The following is a 16,048-nucleotide window of genomic DNA, read 5'->3' as shown; positions in this document are numbered from 1 at the left end:
GCTCCGGGCATCGAAGTTCGGCATGGGGTTCCTCCAAGGCGGCGGGGTCGGAACGACACGAAATATCCGAGAGCAATATCCGATAGGATCTCGGATCTTGCCCGGGAGGATGACAGAGAAAAAGACGGTGCGGAAGACCTCGACGGCAACCGACCGGAATCAGTCGCTCACTGTCCGCATCTTGCGTGCAAACGCTTTCCACTTGCTGTCAATCGGACACCTTTCTTGCGGAAAGTAAGTCCGGGCAGCGGCTCGATAGGGTGCTGCGCATGACGACCCCGAAGTTCATCCTCGAACTGCGCGAGAAGATCGGGCATGACCTGCTCTGGCTCACCGGCATCACGGGTGTGGTCCTGAACGACCGCGCGGAGATCCTGCTCGTCCGGCGCGCCGACAACGGGCGCTGGAGCCTGGTTGCCGGCATCCTCGAACCGGGCGAGCAGCCGGCCCACGGCCTGGCCCGCGAGATCCACGAGGAGACCGCGGTCGACGTCGCCGTCGAGCGCCTGGTCAGCGTCACGGCACTGCCGCCGGCCAGCTACCCCAACGGCGACCAGGTCCAGTACCTCGAACTCTGCTTCCGCTGCCGCCCGCTACGCGGCGAGCCCCGCGTCAACGACGACGAGTCCCTCGAGGTCCGCTGGTGGCCGTTGGCCGACCTGCCCCCGCTTACCTCCCGCGAGCACGAGTCGATCGCCAACGCCCTCTCCCCCAACCCGCTGCCGCTACTACCGGGAGTCGGGGGCTGAGACACCTCCCGGCTGCCTGAGACACGAAACAACGGCTGTCCTGCCGTTACCGTGGGTCCCCCCGGGGAACAACCCATCCCAGCGGACACCACTACGCCAGCCCGGTCGCTGGCCGCCGCCACTCCACCCGCCCGGCTGCCCGACAGCCCCGCCTCGCTACCCCGCGCGGCCGCCTTGGTCGGCCACTTTGTGCACCAGATCCGCACGGCGCCGGCCCTCCGCGTACTGAACTGGTGCACAAAGTCGATGTCTCTGCTGTGGCCGACACCCGCAGACAACCCAGCACGCGTCCGGACATCCGGTCCACTATCCCGGGGTGCCGTTGGGCGGGCCGGGGCGCGGACACCAGGTCGGGGCCTCGGACAACTCATGACTTGTCCCAGGTCCCGACACCTTGTCCCAGGCCCCGACACTTTTGCCCTAGCCCCCTGCTCCGGCCCGAAATCCCCGCCCACCGGCTCGGTGCTTGATCGGTGCACAAAGCCCGGCGGGGCCGAGACCCACAGGAACGACAGGAGAGCCGAAATAGCCTGCCTCGGCACACCAGTTCCTGTTTACGCCCCCGGCAACTGTCCTGCGGGCATGCGTACCTCCGGGCTGGAGGAGGCCGCCCGCTAGTGCGCGGCCTCGTGCCAGGTGCGGCCGATGCCCACGGAGACATCGAGGGGGACGGTCATCTCGACCGCGTGGCCCATGTCGCGGCGGACCAGTTCCTCGAGCGCCTCGCGCTCGCCGGGGGCGATCTCGAAGACGAGCTCGTCGTGGACCTGCAGGAGCATCCGCGACTTCAGGCCGGACTCGCGCAGTGACGCGTCGACCTTCAGCATCGCCATCTTGATCACGTCCGCGGCCGAGCCCTGGATCGGGGCGTTCAGCGCCATCCGCTCGGCCATCTCACGGCGCTGACGGTTGTCGCTGGTGAGGTCCGGCAGGTACCGCCGACGGCCCAGGATCGTCTCGGTGTACCCGCTCTTGCCGGCGTCGATGACGATCGACCGCAGGTAGTCCCGGACGCCGCCGAACCGCTCGAAGTACTCGTCCATCAGACCGCGCGCCTCGTCCACGCCGATCTTCAGCTGCTGGCTCAGCCCGTACGCCGACAGGCCGTACGCGAGCCCGTAGTTCATCGCCTTGATCTTGGCCCGCATCTCCTGCGTCACCTCGGACGGCTCGACCGAGAAGACCCGCGACGCCGTCACCGAGTGGAAGTCCATGCCCGAGTTGAACGCCGAGATCAGCCCCTCGTCCTCGGACACGTGCGCCATGATCCGCATCTCGATCTGGCTGTAGTCCGCCGACATCAGCGCCTCGTTGCCCTCGCCGACGATGAACGCCTGCCGAATCCGGCGGCCCTCCTCGGTCCGGATCGGGATGTTCTGCAGGTTCGGGTCGGTCGAGCTGAGCCGTCCGGTCGCCGCGATCGTCTGGTTGAACGTGGTGTGGATCCGGGCGTCCTTCGGGCTGATCGTCTTCAGCAGCCCCTCGACGGTCTGCCGCAGCCGGGTCGCGTCGCGGTGTGCGAGCAGGTAGGCCAGGAACGGGTGCTCGGTCTTCTCGAACAGCGCCTGCAGCGAGTCCGCGTCGGTGGTGTATCCCGTCTTGGTCCGCTTGGTCTTCGGCATCTGCAGCTCGTCGAACAGCACCACCTGCAGCTGCTTCGGCGACCCGAGATTGATCTCCTTGCCGATCACCTCGTACGCCGCCGTCGCGGCCTCCCGGACTCCGGTGGCGAACCGCTCCTCGAGCTCCTCCAGATACGGACGGTCGACCGCGATCCCGTCGCGCTCCATCCCGGCGATCACGTCGATCAGCGGCAACTCGACGTCCGCGAGCAGCGCCGTGCCGGCCTGCTTCTCGAGCTCGGCGTCCAGCGTGTCGGCCAGGTCGGCGATCGCCCGGGCACGCAGCATCGTGTGGTCCGCGGCCGGGCCGCCCTCGATGTCGTCGAAGCTGAGCTGACCGTTCTCGGCCTCCTCGTTGCGCAGCTCGCGCTTGAGGTAGCGCACGGTCAGGTCGGCGAGGTCGTACGAGCGCTGGTCCGGGCGGGCCAGATACGCGCTCAGCTGGGTGTCCGAGCTCAGGCCGGCCAGCGTCCAGCCACGCTCGAGGAAACCGAGCAGCGGGCCCTTCGCGTCGTGCAGCGCCTTCGGCTGCTTCGGGTCGGCGAGCCAGGCCTGCCAGGCCGCGTCGTCGTCCGGCGTCAGTGCGATCGGGTCGAACCAGGCCGCCGCGCCGGAGGTGTTCGCCAGCGCCAGGCCGGTGATCTCGCCGGTGCCGCGGCCCCAGCTGCCCTGCACCGCCACGCCGACGCGCTCGCCGGCGCTGACGTGCTCCTTGAGCCAGCCGGCCACCTCGCCCGGCTTGAGCTGCACACCGTCCAACTCGAACCCGTGGTCGACGGTCGCGTCGACCTCCTCGTGCTCGGCCACCAGCCGCTCGCGCAGCACCCGGAACTCGAGGCTGTCGAACAGCGTGTGCACCTTGTCCCGGTCCCACGGCGTGCGGACCAGGTCGTCGACCGTGACGTCCAGGGTCAGGTCGCGGACCAGCTCGTTGATCTGCCGGTTCCGGATCACGTCGGCGAGGTGCTCACGCAGCGACTCGCCGGCCTTGCCCTTGATCTCGTTGACCCGGTCGACCACGTCGTTCAGCGAGCCGAACTGGTTCAGCCACTTGGCCGCGGTCTTCGGCCCGACCCCGGGCACACCGGGCAGGTTGTCGCTCTGCTCCCCCACCAGCGCCGCGAGATCCGGGTAGAGCCGCGGGGTCACGCCGTACTTGTCCTCGACCGCCGCCGGGTCCATCCGGGCGATCTCGGACACGCCACGCTTCGGGTACAGCACCGTGACGTCGTCGCTGACCAGCTGGAACGCGTCCCGGTCACCGCTGCTGATCAGCACCTCGAAGCCCTGCTCGGCGGCCTGTGTGGCGAGGGTGGCGATGACGTCGTCGGCCTCCCAGCCGTCGATCTCGGTGGTCGGGATCCGGAGCGCCTCCAGCACCTCCTTGACCAGCGAGACCTGCCCCTTGAACTCGTCCGGCGACTTCGACCGGCCCGCCTTGTACTCCGCGTACTGCTCGGAGCGGAAGGTCTTGCGGGACACGTCGAACGCGACGCAGATGTGCGTCGGCTGCTCGTCGCGGAGCATGTTGATCAGCATCGAGGTGAACCCGTACACCGCGTTGGTGTGCTGCCCGGTGGTGGTGGAGAAGTTCTCCACCGGGAGCGCGTAGAACGCCCGGTACGCCAGCGAGTGCCCGTCCAGCAGCAGGATCCGCGGGCGGCCGGCGCCGGCCTGCGGGGTGTCCTTGGTCATCGTCGAGGTGTCGGTTTCTGGAGCCACACACCGACTCTAGTGGTTCCCACGGACACTTTTCCTTCCCCGCCCCTCCGCCCCGGACAGGCAGTTCCCGCACACCCGCGTAGTCTGCCTCTGTGACTGATCGAATAGACCTCGGGCCGGGCATGGGCATGGAGGGCACCCTGCTGCAGCTGATGGGAATCGTTGTCAGCGAAGCGACCCCGGACAGGGTGATGGCGACGATGCCGGTCAAGGGAAACACCCAGCCGTACGGACTGCTGCACGGCGGCGCTTCCTGCGTACTGGCGGAAAGCCTCGGCTCCATCGGATCCGCGCTGCACGCGGCCGGCTACGGCAAGGTCGCGGTCGGTGTCGACATCAACGCCACCCACCACCGCGCGGTCCGCGAAGGGACCGTGACCGGGGTCGCCACTCCGATCTACCTCGGCCGGACCACGACGTCGTACGAAGTGGTCATCACCGACGACCGCGCCAAGCGGGTCTGCACCGCGCGGATCACGTGCCAGCTGATTCAGGCTCCGCCGGGTAGCTGACGTCGGTGCCCAGCGCCGGCCCGTCGACCGGCAGCGGGCGGCCGAGCTGGGCACGGCGGGCGATCGCGGACCGTCGCGACGAAAGCAAGGCGAGCAGGTTCGGCGCGTGCTCGGCGGCGAGCCGGCGGCGCACCGTGTGCGTGGTCGCGAACCGCAGTACGCCGGCCTGACCGAGACCCAGCCGCGCGAGGAACCTGTTCGCCTCGCGAGCGATCGCGGGCGCGACCACGGCCAGGTGTGCACAGCACTCGTACTCGGCCCAGGCGACCGCTTCCGCGATCAGCGCCTTGCCGAGTCCGTGCCGACGGGCGGCGTCGCTGACGTGCAGGTACTCGATCGCCACCGTCTGGTCATCGTGCAGCGGGGTGACCGGGGTCCGGCGCAGGTAGGCCATGCCGTGCACCTCCCCGTCCAGCTCGCCCACCAGCAGCCGGCCGAACGGATCGTCCAGGTGCTTGCTGACGGCAACCTCGACGGCGGCCGCGGACGGCGTCGCGGGCAACCGGGACGGATGCGCGCCGGCGCCGGCCAGCTCGCGCCACAACGCGACGAGGGCATCGGCGTCACCCCGCCGGGCGTCCCGCACCTCGATGGCTGCTGCCACAGCGACCTCCTGGTCTGGTCCACCCCCGAGGTGAACGGAGACGGCGGTTACGCTCGTCCTCGCGCAACAGTAGGCCCTCGGAGGTCACTTGCAAAAGCAGCGCCGCACGGGGTGATCGGAGACAGTTTTGTTCATCGGAATCGGCACCGTGGTGAACGTCGCGACGGTGCTCGTCGGGTCGGTACTCGGCGTACTCATCGGCCACCGCCTGAGTCACCGGACCCGCGATCTGGTCACCGATGCGATCGGCCTGGTCACGCTGGTGATCGCGATCTCGGGGGCGCTCGCGGTCAGCGATCACGTCCTCAGTGAAGCCGTCGGCGACAGCGCTCCGGTACTGATCGTGCTCGGCGCGATGCTGATCGGCGGGATCGCCGGTTCGCTGCTGCGGATCGAGCTGCGGCTGGAGGGTTTCGGCGCGTGGATCCAGCAGCGGTTCGACCGGGGTGAGGGGCAGAGCACCTTCGTCGAGGGCTTCGTTTCGGCGTCGATGGTGTTCTGTGTCGGGCCGCTGACGTTCCTGGGGTCCTTGTCCGACGGGCTGGGCCGCGGCGCGGATCAGTTGTACCTGAAGGCGGTTCTGGACGGTTTCACCTCGATCGCGTTCGCCGCGTCGTTCGGCTGGGGCGTGGCCGCGTCCGCGCTGGTGGTGCTGGTCGTCCAGGGCTCGGTGACCGCCGTCGGTGCCGTACTGGGCGACGTACTCCCGGAGGCGCACGTGACCGCACTGGGGGCCACTGGTGGGGTGATGCTGATCGGTGTCGCACTGAGGCTGCTGAAGCTCAAGCAGGTCGCGGTGGCCGATCTGCTGCCGGCGCTGATCGTTGCTCCCCTGCTTGTGCAACTGCTGGTTGTCATCCGCGACTGAGCCCCCTGGTGCTGTGTCGCACCAGGGGGCTCAGAGCAACGGAGTCAGTCCTCGCCGAGGTAGGCCTTGCGGACCTCGTCGTTGACCAGCAGGTCGCGGCCGGAGCCGGACAGCACGATCTTGCCGACCTCCAGCACGTAGCCGTAGTCGGCCCGCTTCAGCGCCGCCTGCGCGTTCTGCTCGACCAGCAGGATCGTGGTGCCCTGCTGCTGCAGTTCGGTGACCGTCGACATGATCCGCTTCATCATGATCGGCGACAGCCCCATCGACGGCTCGTCCAGCATCAGCAGCTTCGGCCGGCTCATCATCGCCCGGCCCATCGCCAGCATCTGCTGCTCACCACCGGAGAACGTCCCGGCCGGCTGCTTGCGCCGCTCCCCCAGGATCGGGAACAGGTCGTACGCCGCGTCCAGATCGGTGCGCACCCCCGCCGGGTCCTTCCGGGCGAACGCGCCGAGCAGCAGGTTCTCCTCGACCGACAGCCGGGGGAAGATCCGCCGCCCTTCCGGCGAATGCGCCAGCCCGCGCGCCACGATGTCGTGCGCCGCCACCTGCTCGATCCGCTCGCCCTGGAACAGGATCTCGCCCGACGTCGGCCGGAGCAGGCCCGAGATCGTCCGCAGCGTGGTGGTCTTGCCGGCGCCGTTGGTGCCGATCAGCGACACCACCTGCCCCTGCTCCACGCTGAAGCTGATCTTCTTCACCGCGACGATCTTGCCGTAGGCAACTTCCAGGTCGCGGACCTCGAGCATCGCGGTCATTGTTCGTCCTCCCCGCCGTCGACGACATCCTGCGGCGGCTGCGGCACGACGTCCTCGGCCTCCTCCTCGTCGTCCTGCTCGCCGGTGCCGATGTAGGCCTCGATCACCCGCGGGTCGGACTGCACCTCCTGCGGCGTGCCCTCGATCAGCGCCTCGCCGCGGACCAGGCAGAGCACCCGGTCGCAGAGGTTGAAGATAAACCGCATGTCGTGCTCGATCACCACGACCGACAGGCCCGAGTCCCGGATCTTGAAGATCAGGTCACTGGCCTGCCGCGTCTCCAGCGGGTTCATACCGGCCGTCGGCTCGTCCAGCAGGACGAGTTTCGGGTCGGTGGCCAGCGCTCGCGCGATCTCGAGCCGGCGCTGGTCGCCGTACGGCATGTTCCGGGCCAGGTGGTCGGTGGACTTGCCGAGGCCGACGAAGTCGAGGAGCTCCTGGGCCCGGGCGATGGTGGCAGCCTCCTCGCGGCGGAACTTCGGCCCGCGCAGGACCGAGGTGAGCGCGCCGGAGCTGGTCCGGCAGTACCGGCCGACCATCACGTTCTCCAGCGCGGTCATGTTGGCGAACAGCCGGATGTTCTGGAACGTCCGCGCCATCCCGGCCTTGACGACCGCCCGCGGCTTCGGTGGCAGCGGCGTACCGGCGAACCGGACCTGGCCGCTGGTCGGCTTGTAGAGGCCGGTGAGGCAGTTGAAGAAGGTCGTCTTGCCGGCCCCGTTCGGGCCGATCAGGCCGACGATCTCACCTTCGCGAACGGTCAGGTTGACGTCGTTGACCGCCAGCAGACCACCGAACCGCATGGTCACGCCGGTGGCTTCCAGCACCGCGGCGCCGGACGCCCGGGCCGGTGCCGGGGTCGTTTCGGTGACGGTCATTTCGCCTCCTCGACGAACAGGTGCTCTTCGTCGATCTCGACGGCCAGCTGCTCGTCCTCTTCGTGGAACTCCAACTGGCGGCGTCTGTTCGCGACCAGACCCTCCGGGCGGAACCGCATCATCAGCACCAGCAGCAGGCCGAACAGCAGCAGCCGGTACTCCGAGAAGAACCGCAGCTTCTCCGGCAGCAGCTTCAGGATCGTTGCCCCCAGCAACACACCGGCGATGGTGCCCATACCGCCGAGCACGATCGCGGCGAGCAGGAACGCCGACTCCAGGAAGATGAACTGGTCCGGGCTGACCGCGCCGTCCTGATGGGCCTTGATGGTGCCGGCCAGGCCGGCCAGGAAGGCACCGGTCGCGAACGCGAGCAGCTTCAGCCCGAACGTGTTCACGCCCATCGCCTCGGCCGCCTTCTCGTCCTCCCGGATCGCCACCCAACCACGGCCGATCCGGCTGTTGTTCAGCCGCGAGAAGACGAGGATGACGAAGCCGGTCAGCACCAGCAGCAGGAAGTAGTAGTTCGAGAACCGGCCCAGCTCGATCCCCGCGACCGTGTGCACGTCGCCGAAATTGAAGCCGCCGATCTCCAGGTCCGGGATGCCGGGGACACCGTTCGGGCCGTTGGTCAGGTTCGGGCCGTTGTTGCCGTCCAGGTTGAACATCGAGAACCGGAAGATCTCACCGAAGCCGAGGGTCACGATGGCGAGGTAGTCACCCGAGACCCGCAGTGTCGGCGTGCCGATGATCAGACCCAGGGTCGCCGCGACACTGGCGCCGATCAGCATCACGACCAGGAACGGAGGCTTCCACCCGATGGTCGCGAACGCCGACGTCGACATGGTGGCGGCCACGTAGGCGCCGCATCCGAGGAACGCGATGTACCCGAGGTCGAGCAGGCCGGCCAGACCGACCACGATGTTCAGGCCCATCGCGGTCGCCGCGAAGACCAGCACCTGGGTGGCGATCGACATGTTCGCGTCCGAGCCACCCTGGGTGAAGGGGAACAGGAACGCGACCACGACCGCCGACAGCGTCAGCACCTTGCGCTGCCGCTGCGAGGCATGGCCGACCCAGGACATTGCCCCGGTCCGGAACAGTACGGCCACGACCGCGGCGATGAACACCAGGCAAAGGATGAACGACCAGGCGTCCTCCAACCCGAGCGCGTACGCCGCGAGGAACAGCACGCCGGCCATCAGCAGCGCGATCGCGAGGATCTCGACCCAGGCCGGCAGCTTGGCCTGGCTCATGTCGCGCAACTGCCGCAACGGCAGCATCCAGGCGCTGACCAGGATCAGCACGGCACCGACGAACGAGATGTACGCGCCGGGGTTCACGTTGATCAAGCCGTCGGAGTCGACCGAGATCGCGATCAGGACCAGCAGCATGTACAGCGTCAGAGTGAAGCCCAGTGCCCGGAGACCGGCCGTGGCGTCGAGCCACACGCCCAGCTTCGTCAGCGGGCCCTTCTCGGCCAGCAGCAGGACCAGCGCGAGCAAGGCGAGGATGATCGCCAGGATCTGCAGGCCACCCGGGTAGAAGTTGATCGACAGGTCGCCCAGGATCGTGCTGTCGTAGCTCCACGACAGGAACGAGCCCACGACGACCAGCACCACACCGGCCAGGCCCAACGGCCAGGCGAACCGGTTGGCGTGCGGCTGAGCCGTAGTCCCTGGCTCCGCCGGAGGCGTCTTCACATCGGTCATGCCCGGTCCACCACCCTCGCGCCGAGCAGGCCCTGCGGCCTGAACACCAATACCAGAATCAGGATCACGAAGGCCCAGACGTCCTTCCAGGTGCTACCACCGAACTGGCCCGGAATGTACTGCGTCGCCATCGCCTCGATGACACCGAGCACCAGACCACCGACGACGGCGCCGTAGATGTTGCCGATACCACCGAGGACGGCGGCGGTGAACGCCTTCAGACCTGCGAGGAAGCCCATCCGGAAGTCGATGTTGTTGTTCTGCAGGCCCTGCGACACACCCGCGATAGCCGCGAGTACGGCGCCGAGTGCGAACGCGACCACGATGATCCGGTCCACGTTGATACCCATCAGCCGGGCTGTGTCCGGGTCCTGCGACACGGCCTGCATACCGCGGCCGAGCCGGGTCCGGTTGATGAAGAACCACAGCAGGATGGCGCAGATCGCCAGCGCGCCCATGGTGAAGATCGCGGACCGCTGGATCGTCACGCCGCCGATCTCGATCGCCGTTCCGGTCACCACATCGATCTGCGGGAACGGGATACGCTGCTTGGCGCTCGGCCAGGTGATGCTGTTGATGAGCTTCTCGAAGAGCACCCAGCCCACCACCGCGGCGACGGCTGCGGTGGCCGCGGACGCCGCGATCGCCGGGATCTTGATCTCCGTGCGCGCCCTCCGTCGTGCGGCCAGACCGGCCAGCCAGCCGATCGCCGTGCCGACGATCGCGCCCACGATGACCACGCCCACCACCAGCACGGCGGTCAGGTCGTTGTTGATCTGCCGTACCACTGCCCAGACGGCGACGGGGCCGACCACGGCGCCGATCAGCGCGGCACGGTCGTACCACTTGGTCACCGGGTGGTTCAGCTCGGCCTTCGACACCCGCGTGCCGACGTAGTAGCCGATGCCCAGCGCCATGCCGGCGAAGGCGAACAACGTCCAGCCCGGGCGCTCGTAGAACAGCCGGACGAACTCCTGCAGGAAGACCGAGATGCCGATCGCGGTGATCAGCGGTGCGAGTCGTGGCGCGTTCCGCAGGGGACGGTACGCGACACGTTCCATCGCCACGGCCGTGCCGACCGAGGCGAAGATGGCGCCAATGATCATGATCGGCAGGATCCAGAGGTTGGTCTTGCCGTCGAAGAACAACAGGTACGTCGTCAGTGCGCCGAACGCACCGATCATGAAGACCTCGCCGTGGGCGAAGTTGATCAGCTGCACGATGCCGTAGACGACGGTGTAACCGACCGCGATCAGGGCGTACAGCGACCCCAGGGTGAGCCCGTTCACGAGTTGCTGGAAGAACTGGTCCACGTCGACCTCCCATCTACCTCAGCTATGACACACCACGGGGGTGGGAGGATCGCTCCCACCCCCGTGGTATGAGGTCGACTCCGGTTACTTGGCCTCGAACGCCTTGGTCTCGACGGTGGCCCACTTGCCGCCGGCGACCTTGTACACGGTGAGCACCTTCGACGTGGTGTCGCCGTACTGGTCGAAGGCGACCTTGCCGGTCACACCGTCGAAGGAAACCTTGCTCATGGCATCGACCGTGGCCTGGCGGGCCGACTCGGCGTCGCTGGCGTCCTTCAGCGAGGTCTTCAGCGCGTTGATGATCGAGTTGGCCGCGTCGAAGGAGTAACCGCCGTACGCCGCGTACGGGTCCTTGTAGCCCTGCGCGTTGTAGTCGGCGACGAACTTCTTCGCCGAGTCCAGCGTGTCCACCGGCGCGCCGACCGAGGTGGCCAGGTCGTTGTCGCTGGTCTTACCGGCCAGGGTGATGTACTTCGGGTCGTAGATGCCGTCGCCGCCCATCAGCGGGACGTTCAGACCGGCGGCCTTCATCTGCTGCGAGAGCGGACCGGCCTGCGGGTACTCACCACCGTAGTAGATCGCCTGCGGGCCGGACGGCTTGATCGAGGAGATCACGGCCTGGTAGTTCGAGTCGTCCGGGTTGATGGTCTGGGCCGCGACGACCTGACCACCCAGCTTCTTGAACTCCTCGGTGAAGGTGCCGACCAGGCCCTGGCCGTACGCCTTCTTGTCGTGGATCGTGGCGACCTTGGTGATCTTCGCCGTCTCGTACAGGTAACGAGCCGCGAACGGACCCTGGACCGCGTCGGTGGTGCAGGTGCGGAAGTACGTCGGGTACGGCCGCTTCGGGTCGGTCTGCCAGTTGGCGCCCTGGGTCAGGCCCGGGCCGGTGTTGGCCGGCGAGACCTGGACGATCTTCGCCGCGGCGAGGACCGGCTGGACCTGCTGGCTGACGCTGGTGTTCAGCGTGCCGACCACGCCGATCACGTCCTTGTCACCGGCCAGCGCGGTCGCGGCGTTCTTACCCGGGTCGGGCTTCGCCTCGTCGTCCTTCGGCACGACCTCGAGCTTCCAGCCCGGAATCGCGTTGGAGTCGTTGGCCTGCTTCACGGCCAGCTCGACCGAGTGCTGGATGCCCAGGCCCAGCGCCGACAAGTCTCCCGACAAGGGCGCGATCACGCCGATCTTGGCAGTTTTCGTCGAACCTCCGGAGTTCCCCCCGGAGTCGTTGCCACTGCGTGAGCCGCAGGCAGTCAGGGCCAACGACGCAACGATCAGCGACGCGCCGACCCTTACTACGGAACGCTGGTGCACTGTTCCTCCCATGTCTGGATAGTCCGGAGATCCCGGACCCCCGCGTTTCCCGCGAGCACCCGCAGGTTAGACCTCAGCAAGCTCTCCCGGCGATGTGACGGAGCGTGTGTTGTGAGGTCGTTACAGCGGTAAGCAGTGTGAGGATCAGTGATTGCTGTACACCCGCTCACGCCTGTGAGCGGAGAGTGATTCAGTCGCTACCGCCAGCCTCGTCAACAACCAACTCCGCGACCTGACGCATGGAAACTCTTTTATCCATTGCGGTTTTCTGGATCCACCGGAACGAGTCCGGCTCGGACAGCCCGAACTTCGTCTGCAGGATCGATTTGGCCCGGTCGACCAGCTTGCGGGTCTCCAGCCGCTCGGCCAGGTCGGCGACCTCACGCTCCAACTCGGCGAGCTCGACGTACCGGGAGGCGGCGATCTCGATCGCGGGCAGCAGGTCGGCCTTGGAGAACGGTTTCACCAGGTACGCCATGGCGCCGGCGTCGCGGGCCCGCTCGACCAGCTCGCGCTGCGAGAACGCGGTCAGCATCAGCACCGGAGCGATCCGGTCGCCGGCGATCTTCTCCGCCGCGCTCAGGCCGTCCAGCTTCGGCATCTTCACGTCGAGGATGACCAGATCCGGCCGATGCTCGGTCGCCAGCCGGATGGCCTCTTCCCCATCCCCCGCCTGCCCGACGACGTCGTACCCCTCCTCGGCCAGCATCTCGGCCAGATCCATCCGGATCAAAGCCTCATCCTCAGCGATCACCACACGCTTAGCAGTCACAACTGACACCTTATCGACCCGGAGTCAGCTCTTCGGACCCACGAAGGCATCCAGCGCGGCGACACCCTCCTTCCGGCTCACCGCGATCACGTTCCGCCGCGGCTGCCGCCAGGGGATGCCCAGCAGGTCGAGGGTTCGCGTGAGGATGCTCAGGATGTCCTCGGACTCGTTCGAAAACATGTAGCGCAGGTAGTCGTACCGTTTGCCTCCGGGTTTGCGGGCCCAGTTATGCGCACGACATCCGTCGGAGTGGAACAGCCCCCGCAGCAACTGTTGGGGGTACTTAGCAACAATCTCCCACTGCCAGGGCTCCAGTTCGATCTTCCGCAGGTGCTTTCGTCCGGGGCCATGCTGCGGGAACACACACGGCCAATGCTTCCACCGCGCCTCGATCCGGATCGCAGTCGACCCGCCACGCAGGCACGGACTCGCGTTCGGCTTCACCCGCTTGATCGTCGCCGCGATCTCCTGATTCAGCTCCGGATACTTCTGATCGTTCGCGATCTGCAGTGTGAACACACCCCGCCGCGCGCGTGCGATGGACCCGTCACCCAGATACCACCCGAGCAACAGCGCGTACGCCGCCTCATCCAGCTCGGCACCATCACACCGCGGACACGGCGGGTCAAGTCCCTTGTGGTGGTGTAGCGCTGCGCGATCCTTGGGCGGTTGTTAGGCGGTGAGTGCGGGCAGGTCGTCGGCTCCGATCTCGGGGTTGGTGGTGGGGATGGTGGTGAGGCGGCAGCGGGCCAAGATCTCGAGGCCGAGGTAGCGGCGTCCTTCGGCCCATTCGTCGGTCTGTTCGGCCAGGACGGCGCCGACGAGGCGGACGATGGCGTCGCGGTTGGGGAAGATCCCGACGGCGTCGGTGCGGCGGCGGATCTCCTTGTTGAGTCGTTCGGCGGGGTTGTTGGACCAGATCTGGGTCCATACGTCCTTGGGGAAGGCGGTGAAGGCGAGGACGTCCTCGCGGGCGGCGGCGAGGTGGTCGGCGACGGCGGGGAGTTTCTCGGCGACGTAGTCGAGCAGTCGGTCGAACTGGGCGTGCACGGCGGTCGCGTCGGGCTGGTCGTAGACCGAGTGCAGCATCGCTTTCACCGCCGGCCACATGCTCTTGGGGCAGATCGACATGAGGTTGGCGGCGTAGTGGGTGCGGCACCGCTGCCAGCTGGCGCCGGGCAGGTTGGCTGCGATCGCCTCCCGCAGGCCGGCGTGGGCGTCGGAGGTGACGAGCCGGACACCGGCCAGGCCGCGGGCGACCAGATCGGCGAAGAACTCGTTCCACGCCGGCCCGGTTTCGCTGGTGGCAACGCGCATGCCGAGCACTTCGCGGTGCCCGTCGCCGTTGACTCCGGTCGCCAGCAGGACCACGGCGTTGACCACGCGGCCGCCCTCGCGGACCTTCATGGTCAGTGCGTCGGCGGCCACGAACGTGAACGGCCCGGACGCGTCGAGGGGACGGTGGCGGAAGTCGTCCACGATCGCGTCCAGGTCGGCAGCCATCCGCGACACCTGGGACTTCGACAGCGAGTCGATGCCGAGGGTCTTGACCAGCTTGTCCATCCGCCGGGTGCTCACCCCGGCGAGGTAGCAGTCAGCCACGACCGTGATCAGGGCCGCTTCGGCGCGTTTACGGCGCTCGAGCAGCCACTCGGGGAAGTAGGTGCCCTTGCGCAGCTTGGGGATCGCGACGTCGATGGTGCCGACGCGGGTGTCCAGGTCGCGGTGGCGGTAGCCGTTGCGCTGAGCTGCACGGCCCGGGCTGGGACGGCCCCACTCGGCGCCGGCGACGGCATCGGCATCAGCCGACAGCAGGGCGTTGATGATCGACTGCAGCAGGCTGCGCATCAGATCGGGCGAGGCCTCGGCGAGCGCTTCGCCAAGCAGGCCGGCAGGGTCGACAATATGTGGTGCGGTCATCGTGGTTGGTCCTCGAGGATTCTGTGGAAGGTTGACTCGAAGGATCACGCGGTGGCCGCTTCTTCGTCCGACGTACACGCCGGTGACGAACTCGGCGACCGCGCTACACCACTATCGGGGACTCAACTACACGGCGTCCCCGGATACGCGGCACCCCCGCGAATCCGTCCCTCAAGCCGATATCGCCGCCGCCACGTCCGAATGGTCTGCAACGCAACGCCATGGATGTCAGCGTTGACACGATCGGGGATGCCTTCGTCGGACATCCGCAACGCCCACTCGACCGTCTCCCGCGACCTGAAGTGACCCATGTCTGATGCTCGGACAGAGCACCGACAGTTTCCTCGACGGCTGTCGGACCGCGTGCCCTTGTCACGTTCTGCCCGACCGGATGGGCTAGGATCTTGGAGCGCACATCGAGCGTAGATGCCCTGGTAGCCCAATCGGCAGAGGCCGTGCTCTCAAACAGCATCCAGTGTGGGTTCGAGTCCCACCCAGGGCACACATACGACTGACAAACTGTCGGTTGCGCCTGCAAATCTCGGCTCATGTACGACGAGCAGGTGCGTGCCGTAGCGCGGGCGGCGATGGCGGCCGGCGAGAGCCTCAACGCGATCAGCAAGCGGCTCGGGGTGAGTCGGGCTACGCTCCGTGATTGGCGGGACGGAGAGGGACGTAGGCCTTACCCGAGCGGCTGTCCCCGCTGCACGGACGGGGAGCTGGCGGAGGCGTCGTACGCGCATCTCCTCGGCCTCTACCTGGGCGACGGATGCCTTTCGAAGCACCGGAAGGACGTCTTCGCCCTGCGGATCGCCTGTGGCGATGCCTATCCGCGGCTCATCGACGAGGCGGAGGCGGCGATCGTCGCCGTTCACCCGAGCCGACCGGTGCACCGGGTCCAGGCTGTTGGTTACACGTCCGTCGTCTCGTACTGGAAGCACTGGCCGTGTTTGTTCCCCCAGCACGGTCCTGGGCCGAAGCACCGGCGCCGGATCGAGCTGACGACCTGGCAGCGGGAGATCGTTGCCGAGCACCCGGACCGGTTCCTTCGCGGGCTGTTCAACTCCGACGGCTGCCGGGTGGCGAACTGGGCCACGCGGACGGTTGGCGGCGAGGTGAAGAGGTACGAGTACCCGCGTTACATGTTCTCCAACGAATCCGCCGACATCATGCGGCTCTGCCAGTGGGCGCTCGACTTGCTGGGCCTCCCCTGGCGAATGCCTCGGCGGAACGCGTTGTCGGTCGCCCGGCGCGAGGCGGTCGCCCGACTGGACGAGTTTGTCGGGCCGAAGTCGTAGGCGAGG

The 16,048-nt window shown here is 67.6% G+C and carries 14 protein-coding genes and 1 tRNA gene; 5 read left to right on the top strand and 10 right to left on the bottom strand.

Going from position 1 to position 16,048, the window contains the following annotated elements; translation table 11 throughout:
• The first annotated feature begins 269 nt into the window (after positions 1 to 269).
• Positions 270 to 749 (top strand): NUDIX hydrolase, encoded by a 480-nt coding sequence (locus OG555_RS30795; protein ID WP_329476051.1) that lies wholly within the window; start codon positions 270 to 272, stop codon positions 747 to 749.
• 614 nt (positions 750 to 1,363) lie between these two features.
• Here the strand turns inward: OG555_RS30795 and polA are convergent.
• Positions 1,364 to 4,066, bottom strand: a complete 2,703-nt coding sequence (gene polA, locus OG555_RS30790) for a DNA polymerase I (protein ID WP_329484902.1) — start codon at positions 4,064 to 4,066, stop codon at positions 1,364 to 1,366.
• A gap of 119 nt (positions 4,067 to 4,185) precedes the next feature.
• Between polA and OG555_RS30785 the strand changes: the two genes are divergently transcribed.
• Complete coding sequence (locus OG555_RS30785) at positions 4,186 to 4,605, top strand: hotdog fold thioesterase (protein ID WP_329476050.1); 420 nt, start codon at positions 4,186 to 4,188, stop codon at positions 4,603 to 4,605.
• Here the strand turns inward: OG555_RS30785 and OG555_RS30780 are convergent.
• Positions 4,568 to 5,209, bottom strand: coding sequence for a GNAT family N-acetyltransferase (locus tag OG555_RS30780; RefSeq protein WP_329476049.1), 642 nt, complete (start codon positions 5,207 to 5,209; stop codon positions 4,568 to 4,570). The genes OG555_RS30785 and OG555_RS30780 overlap by 38 nt on opposite strands.
• Positions 5,210 to 5,336: 127 nt before the next feature.
• Between OG555_RS30780 and OG555_RS30775 the strand changes: the two genes are divergently transcribed.
• Positions 5,337 to 6,077, top strand: coding sequence for a DUF554 domain-containing protein (locus tag OG555_RS30775; RefSeq protein ID WP_329476048.1), 741 nt, complete (start codon positions 5,337 to 5,339; stop codon positions 6,075 to 6,077).
• Between the two features lie 44 nt (positions 6,078 to 6,121).
• On the opposite strand, the gene OG555_RS30770 is transcribed toward OG555_RS30775, so the two are convergent.
• The 8 genes from OG555_RS30770 to OG555_RS30735 form a co-directional block, all read right to left on the bottom strand.
• Complete coding sequence (locus OG555_RS30770; protein ID WP_329476047.1) at positions 6,122 to 6,838, bottom strand: ABC transporter ATP-binding protein; 717 nt, start codon at positions 6,836 to 6,838, stop codon at positions 6,122 to 6,124.
• Positions 6,835 to 7,716: an ABC transporter ATP-binding protein gene (locus OG555_RS30765; protein ID WP_329476046.1), complete on the bottom strand. Its 882-nt coding sequence runs from the start codon at positions 7,714 to 7,716 to the stop codon at positions 6,835 to 6,837. The genes OG555_RS30770 and OG555_RS30765 overlap by 4 nt, the downstream gene beginning before the upstream one ends.
• Positions 7,713 to 9,425 (bottom strand): ABC transporter permease subunit, encoded by a 1,713-nt coding sequence (locus OG555_RS30760; RefSeq protein ID WP_329476045.1) that lies wholly within the window; start codon positions 9,423 to 9,425, stop codon positions 7,713 to 7,715. Before OG555_RS30760 ends, OG555_RS30765 begins: the two co-directional genes overlap by 4 nt.
• Positions 9,422 to 10,738: a branched-chain amino acid ABC transporter permease gene (locus tag OG555_RS30755; protein ID WP_329476044.1), complete on the bottom strand. Its 1,317-nt coding sequence runs from the start codon at positions 10,736 to 10,738 to the stop codon at positions 9,422 to 9,424. Before OG555_RS30755 ends, OG555_RS30760 begins: the two co-directional genes overlap by 4 nt.
• Positions 10,739 to 10,822: 84 nt before the next feature.
• The gene (locus OG555_RS30750) at positions 10,823 to 12,064 is read right to left on the bottom strand and encodes a branched-chain amino acid ABC transporter substrate-binding protein (protein ID WP_329476043.1); all 1,242 of its coding nucleotides are present in this window, start codon (positions 12,062 to 12,064) and stop codon (positions 10,823 to 10,825) included.
• Positions 12,065 to 12,242: 178 nt separating this feature from the next.
• On the bottom strand, positions 12,243 to 12,776 hold the full coding sequence (locus OG555_RS30745; RefSeq protein ID WP_328527006.1) for an ANTAR domain-containing response regulator: 534 nt from the start codon (positions 12,774 to 12,776) through the stop codon (positions 12,243 to 12,245).
• 72 nt (positions 12,777 to 12,848) lie between these two features.
• Entirely contained in the window at positions 12,849 to 13,343 is a 495-nt protein-coding gene (locus OG555_RS30740) for a hypothetical protein (RefSeq protein WP_329476042.1), read from the bottom strand.
• A gap of 153 nt (positions 13,344 to 13,496) precedes the next feature.
• Complete coding sequence (locus tag OG555_RS30735) at positions 13,497 to 14,744, bottom strand: IS256 family transposase (protein ID WP_329475051.1); 1,248 nt, start codon at positions 14,742 to 14,744, stop codon at positions 13,497 to 13,499.
• Between the two features lie 428 nt (positions 14,745 to 15,172).
• Between OG555_RS30735 and OG555_RS30725 the strand changes: the two genes are divergently transcribed.
• Positions 15,173 to 15,246 (top strand) — tRNA-Leu (locus tag OG555_RS30725).
• 46 nt (positions 15,247 to 15,292) lie between these two features.
• Positions 15,293 to 16,042 carry a transcriptional regulator gene (locus tag OG555_RS30720; protein ID WP_329476041.1) on the top strand — a complete coding sequence of 250 codons (750 nt, stop codon included), beginning with the start codon at positions 15,293 to 15,295 and terminating at the stop codon, positions 16,040 to 16,042.
• Positions 16,043 to 16,048: the final 6 nt, after the last annotated feature.

Origin of the sequence: Kribbella sp. NBC_01484 (assembly GCF_036227145.1) — a bacterium.
GTDB lineage: Bacteria > Actinomycetota > Actinomycetes > Propionibacteriales > Kribbellaceae > Kribbella.
This window is presented reverse-complemented; position numbering and strand designations above follow the sequence as displayed.

Coding starts and splice junctions, on each gene's coding strand:
- OG555_RS30760 (WP_329476045.1), bottom strand. CDS start 9,425: ATGACCGATGTGAAGACGCCTCCGGCGGAGCCAGGGACTACGGCTCAG.
- OG555_RS30745 (WP_328527006.1), bottom strand. CDS start 12,776: ATGGATCTGGCCGAGATGCTGGCCGAGGAGGGGTACGACGTCGTCGGG.
- OG555_RS30795 (WP_329476051.1), top strand. CDS start 270: ATGACGACCCCGAAGTTCATCCTCGAACTGCGCGAGAAGATCGGGCAT.
- OG555_RS30720 (WP_329476041.1), top strand. CDS start 15,293: ATGTACGACGAGCAGGTGCGTGCCGTAGCGCGGGCGGCGATGGCGGCC.
- OG555_RS30765 (WP_329476046.1), bottom strand. CDS start 7,716: ATGACCGTCACCGAAACGACCCCGGCACCGGCCCGGGCGTCCGGCGCC.
- OG555_RS30770 (WP_329476047.1), bottom strand. CDS start 6,838: ATGACCGCGATGCTCGAGGTCCGCGACCTGGAAGTTGCCTACGGCAAG.
- OG555_RS30735 (WP_329475051.1), bottom strand. CDS start 14,744: ATGACCGCACCACATATTGTCGACCCTGCCGGCCTGCTTGGCGAAGCG.
- polA (WP_329484902.1), bottom strand. CDS start 4,066: ATGACCAAGGACACCCCGCAGGCCGGCGCCGGCCGCCCGCGGATCCTG.
- OG555_RS30750 (WP_329476043.1), bottom strand. CDS start 12,064: ATGGGAGGAACAGTGCACCAGCGTTCCGTAGTAAGGGTCGGCGCGTCG.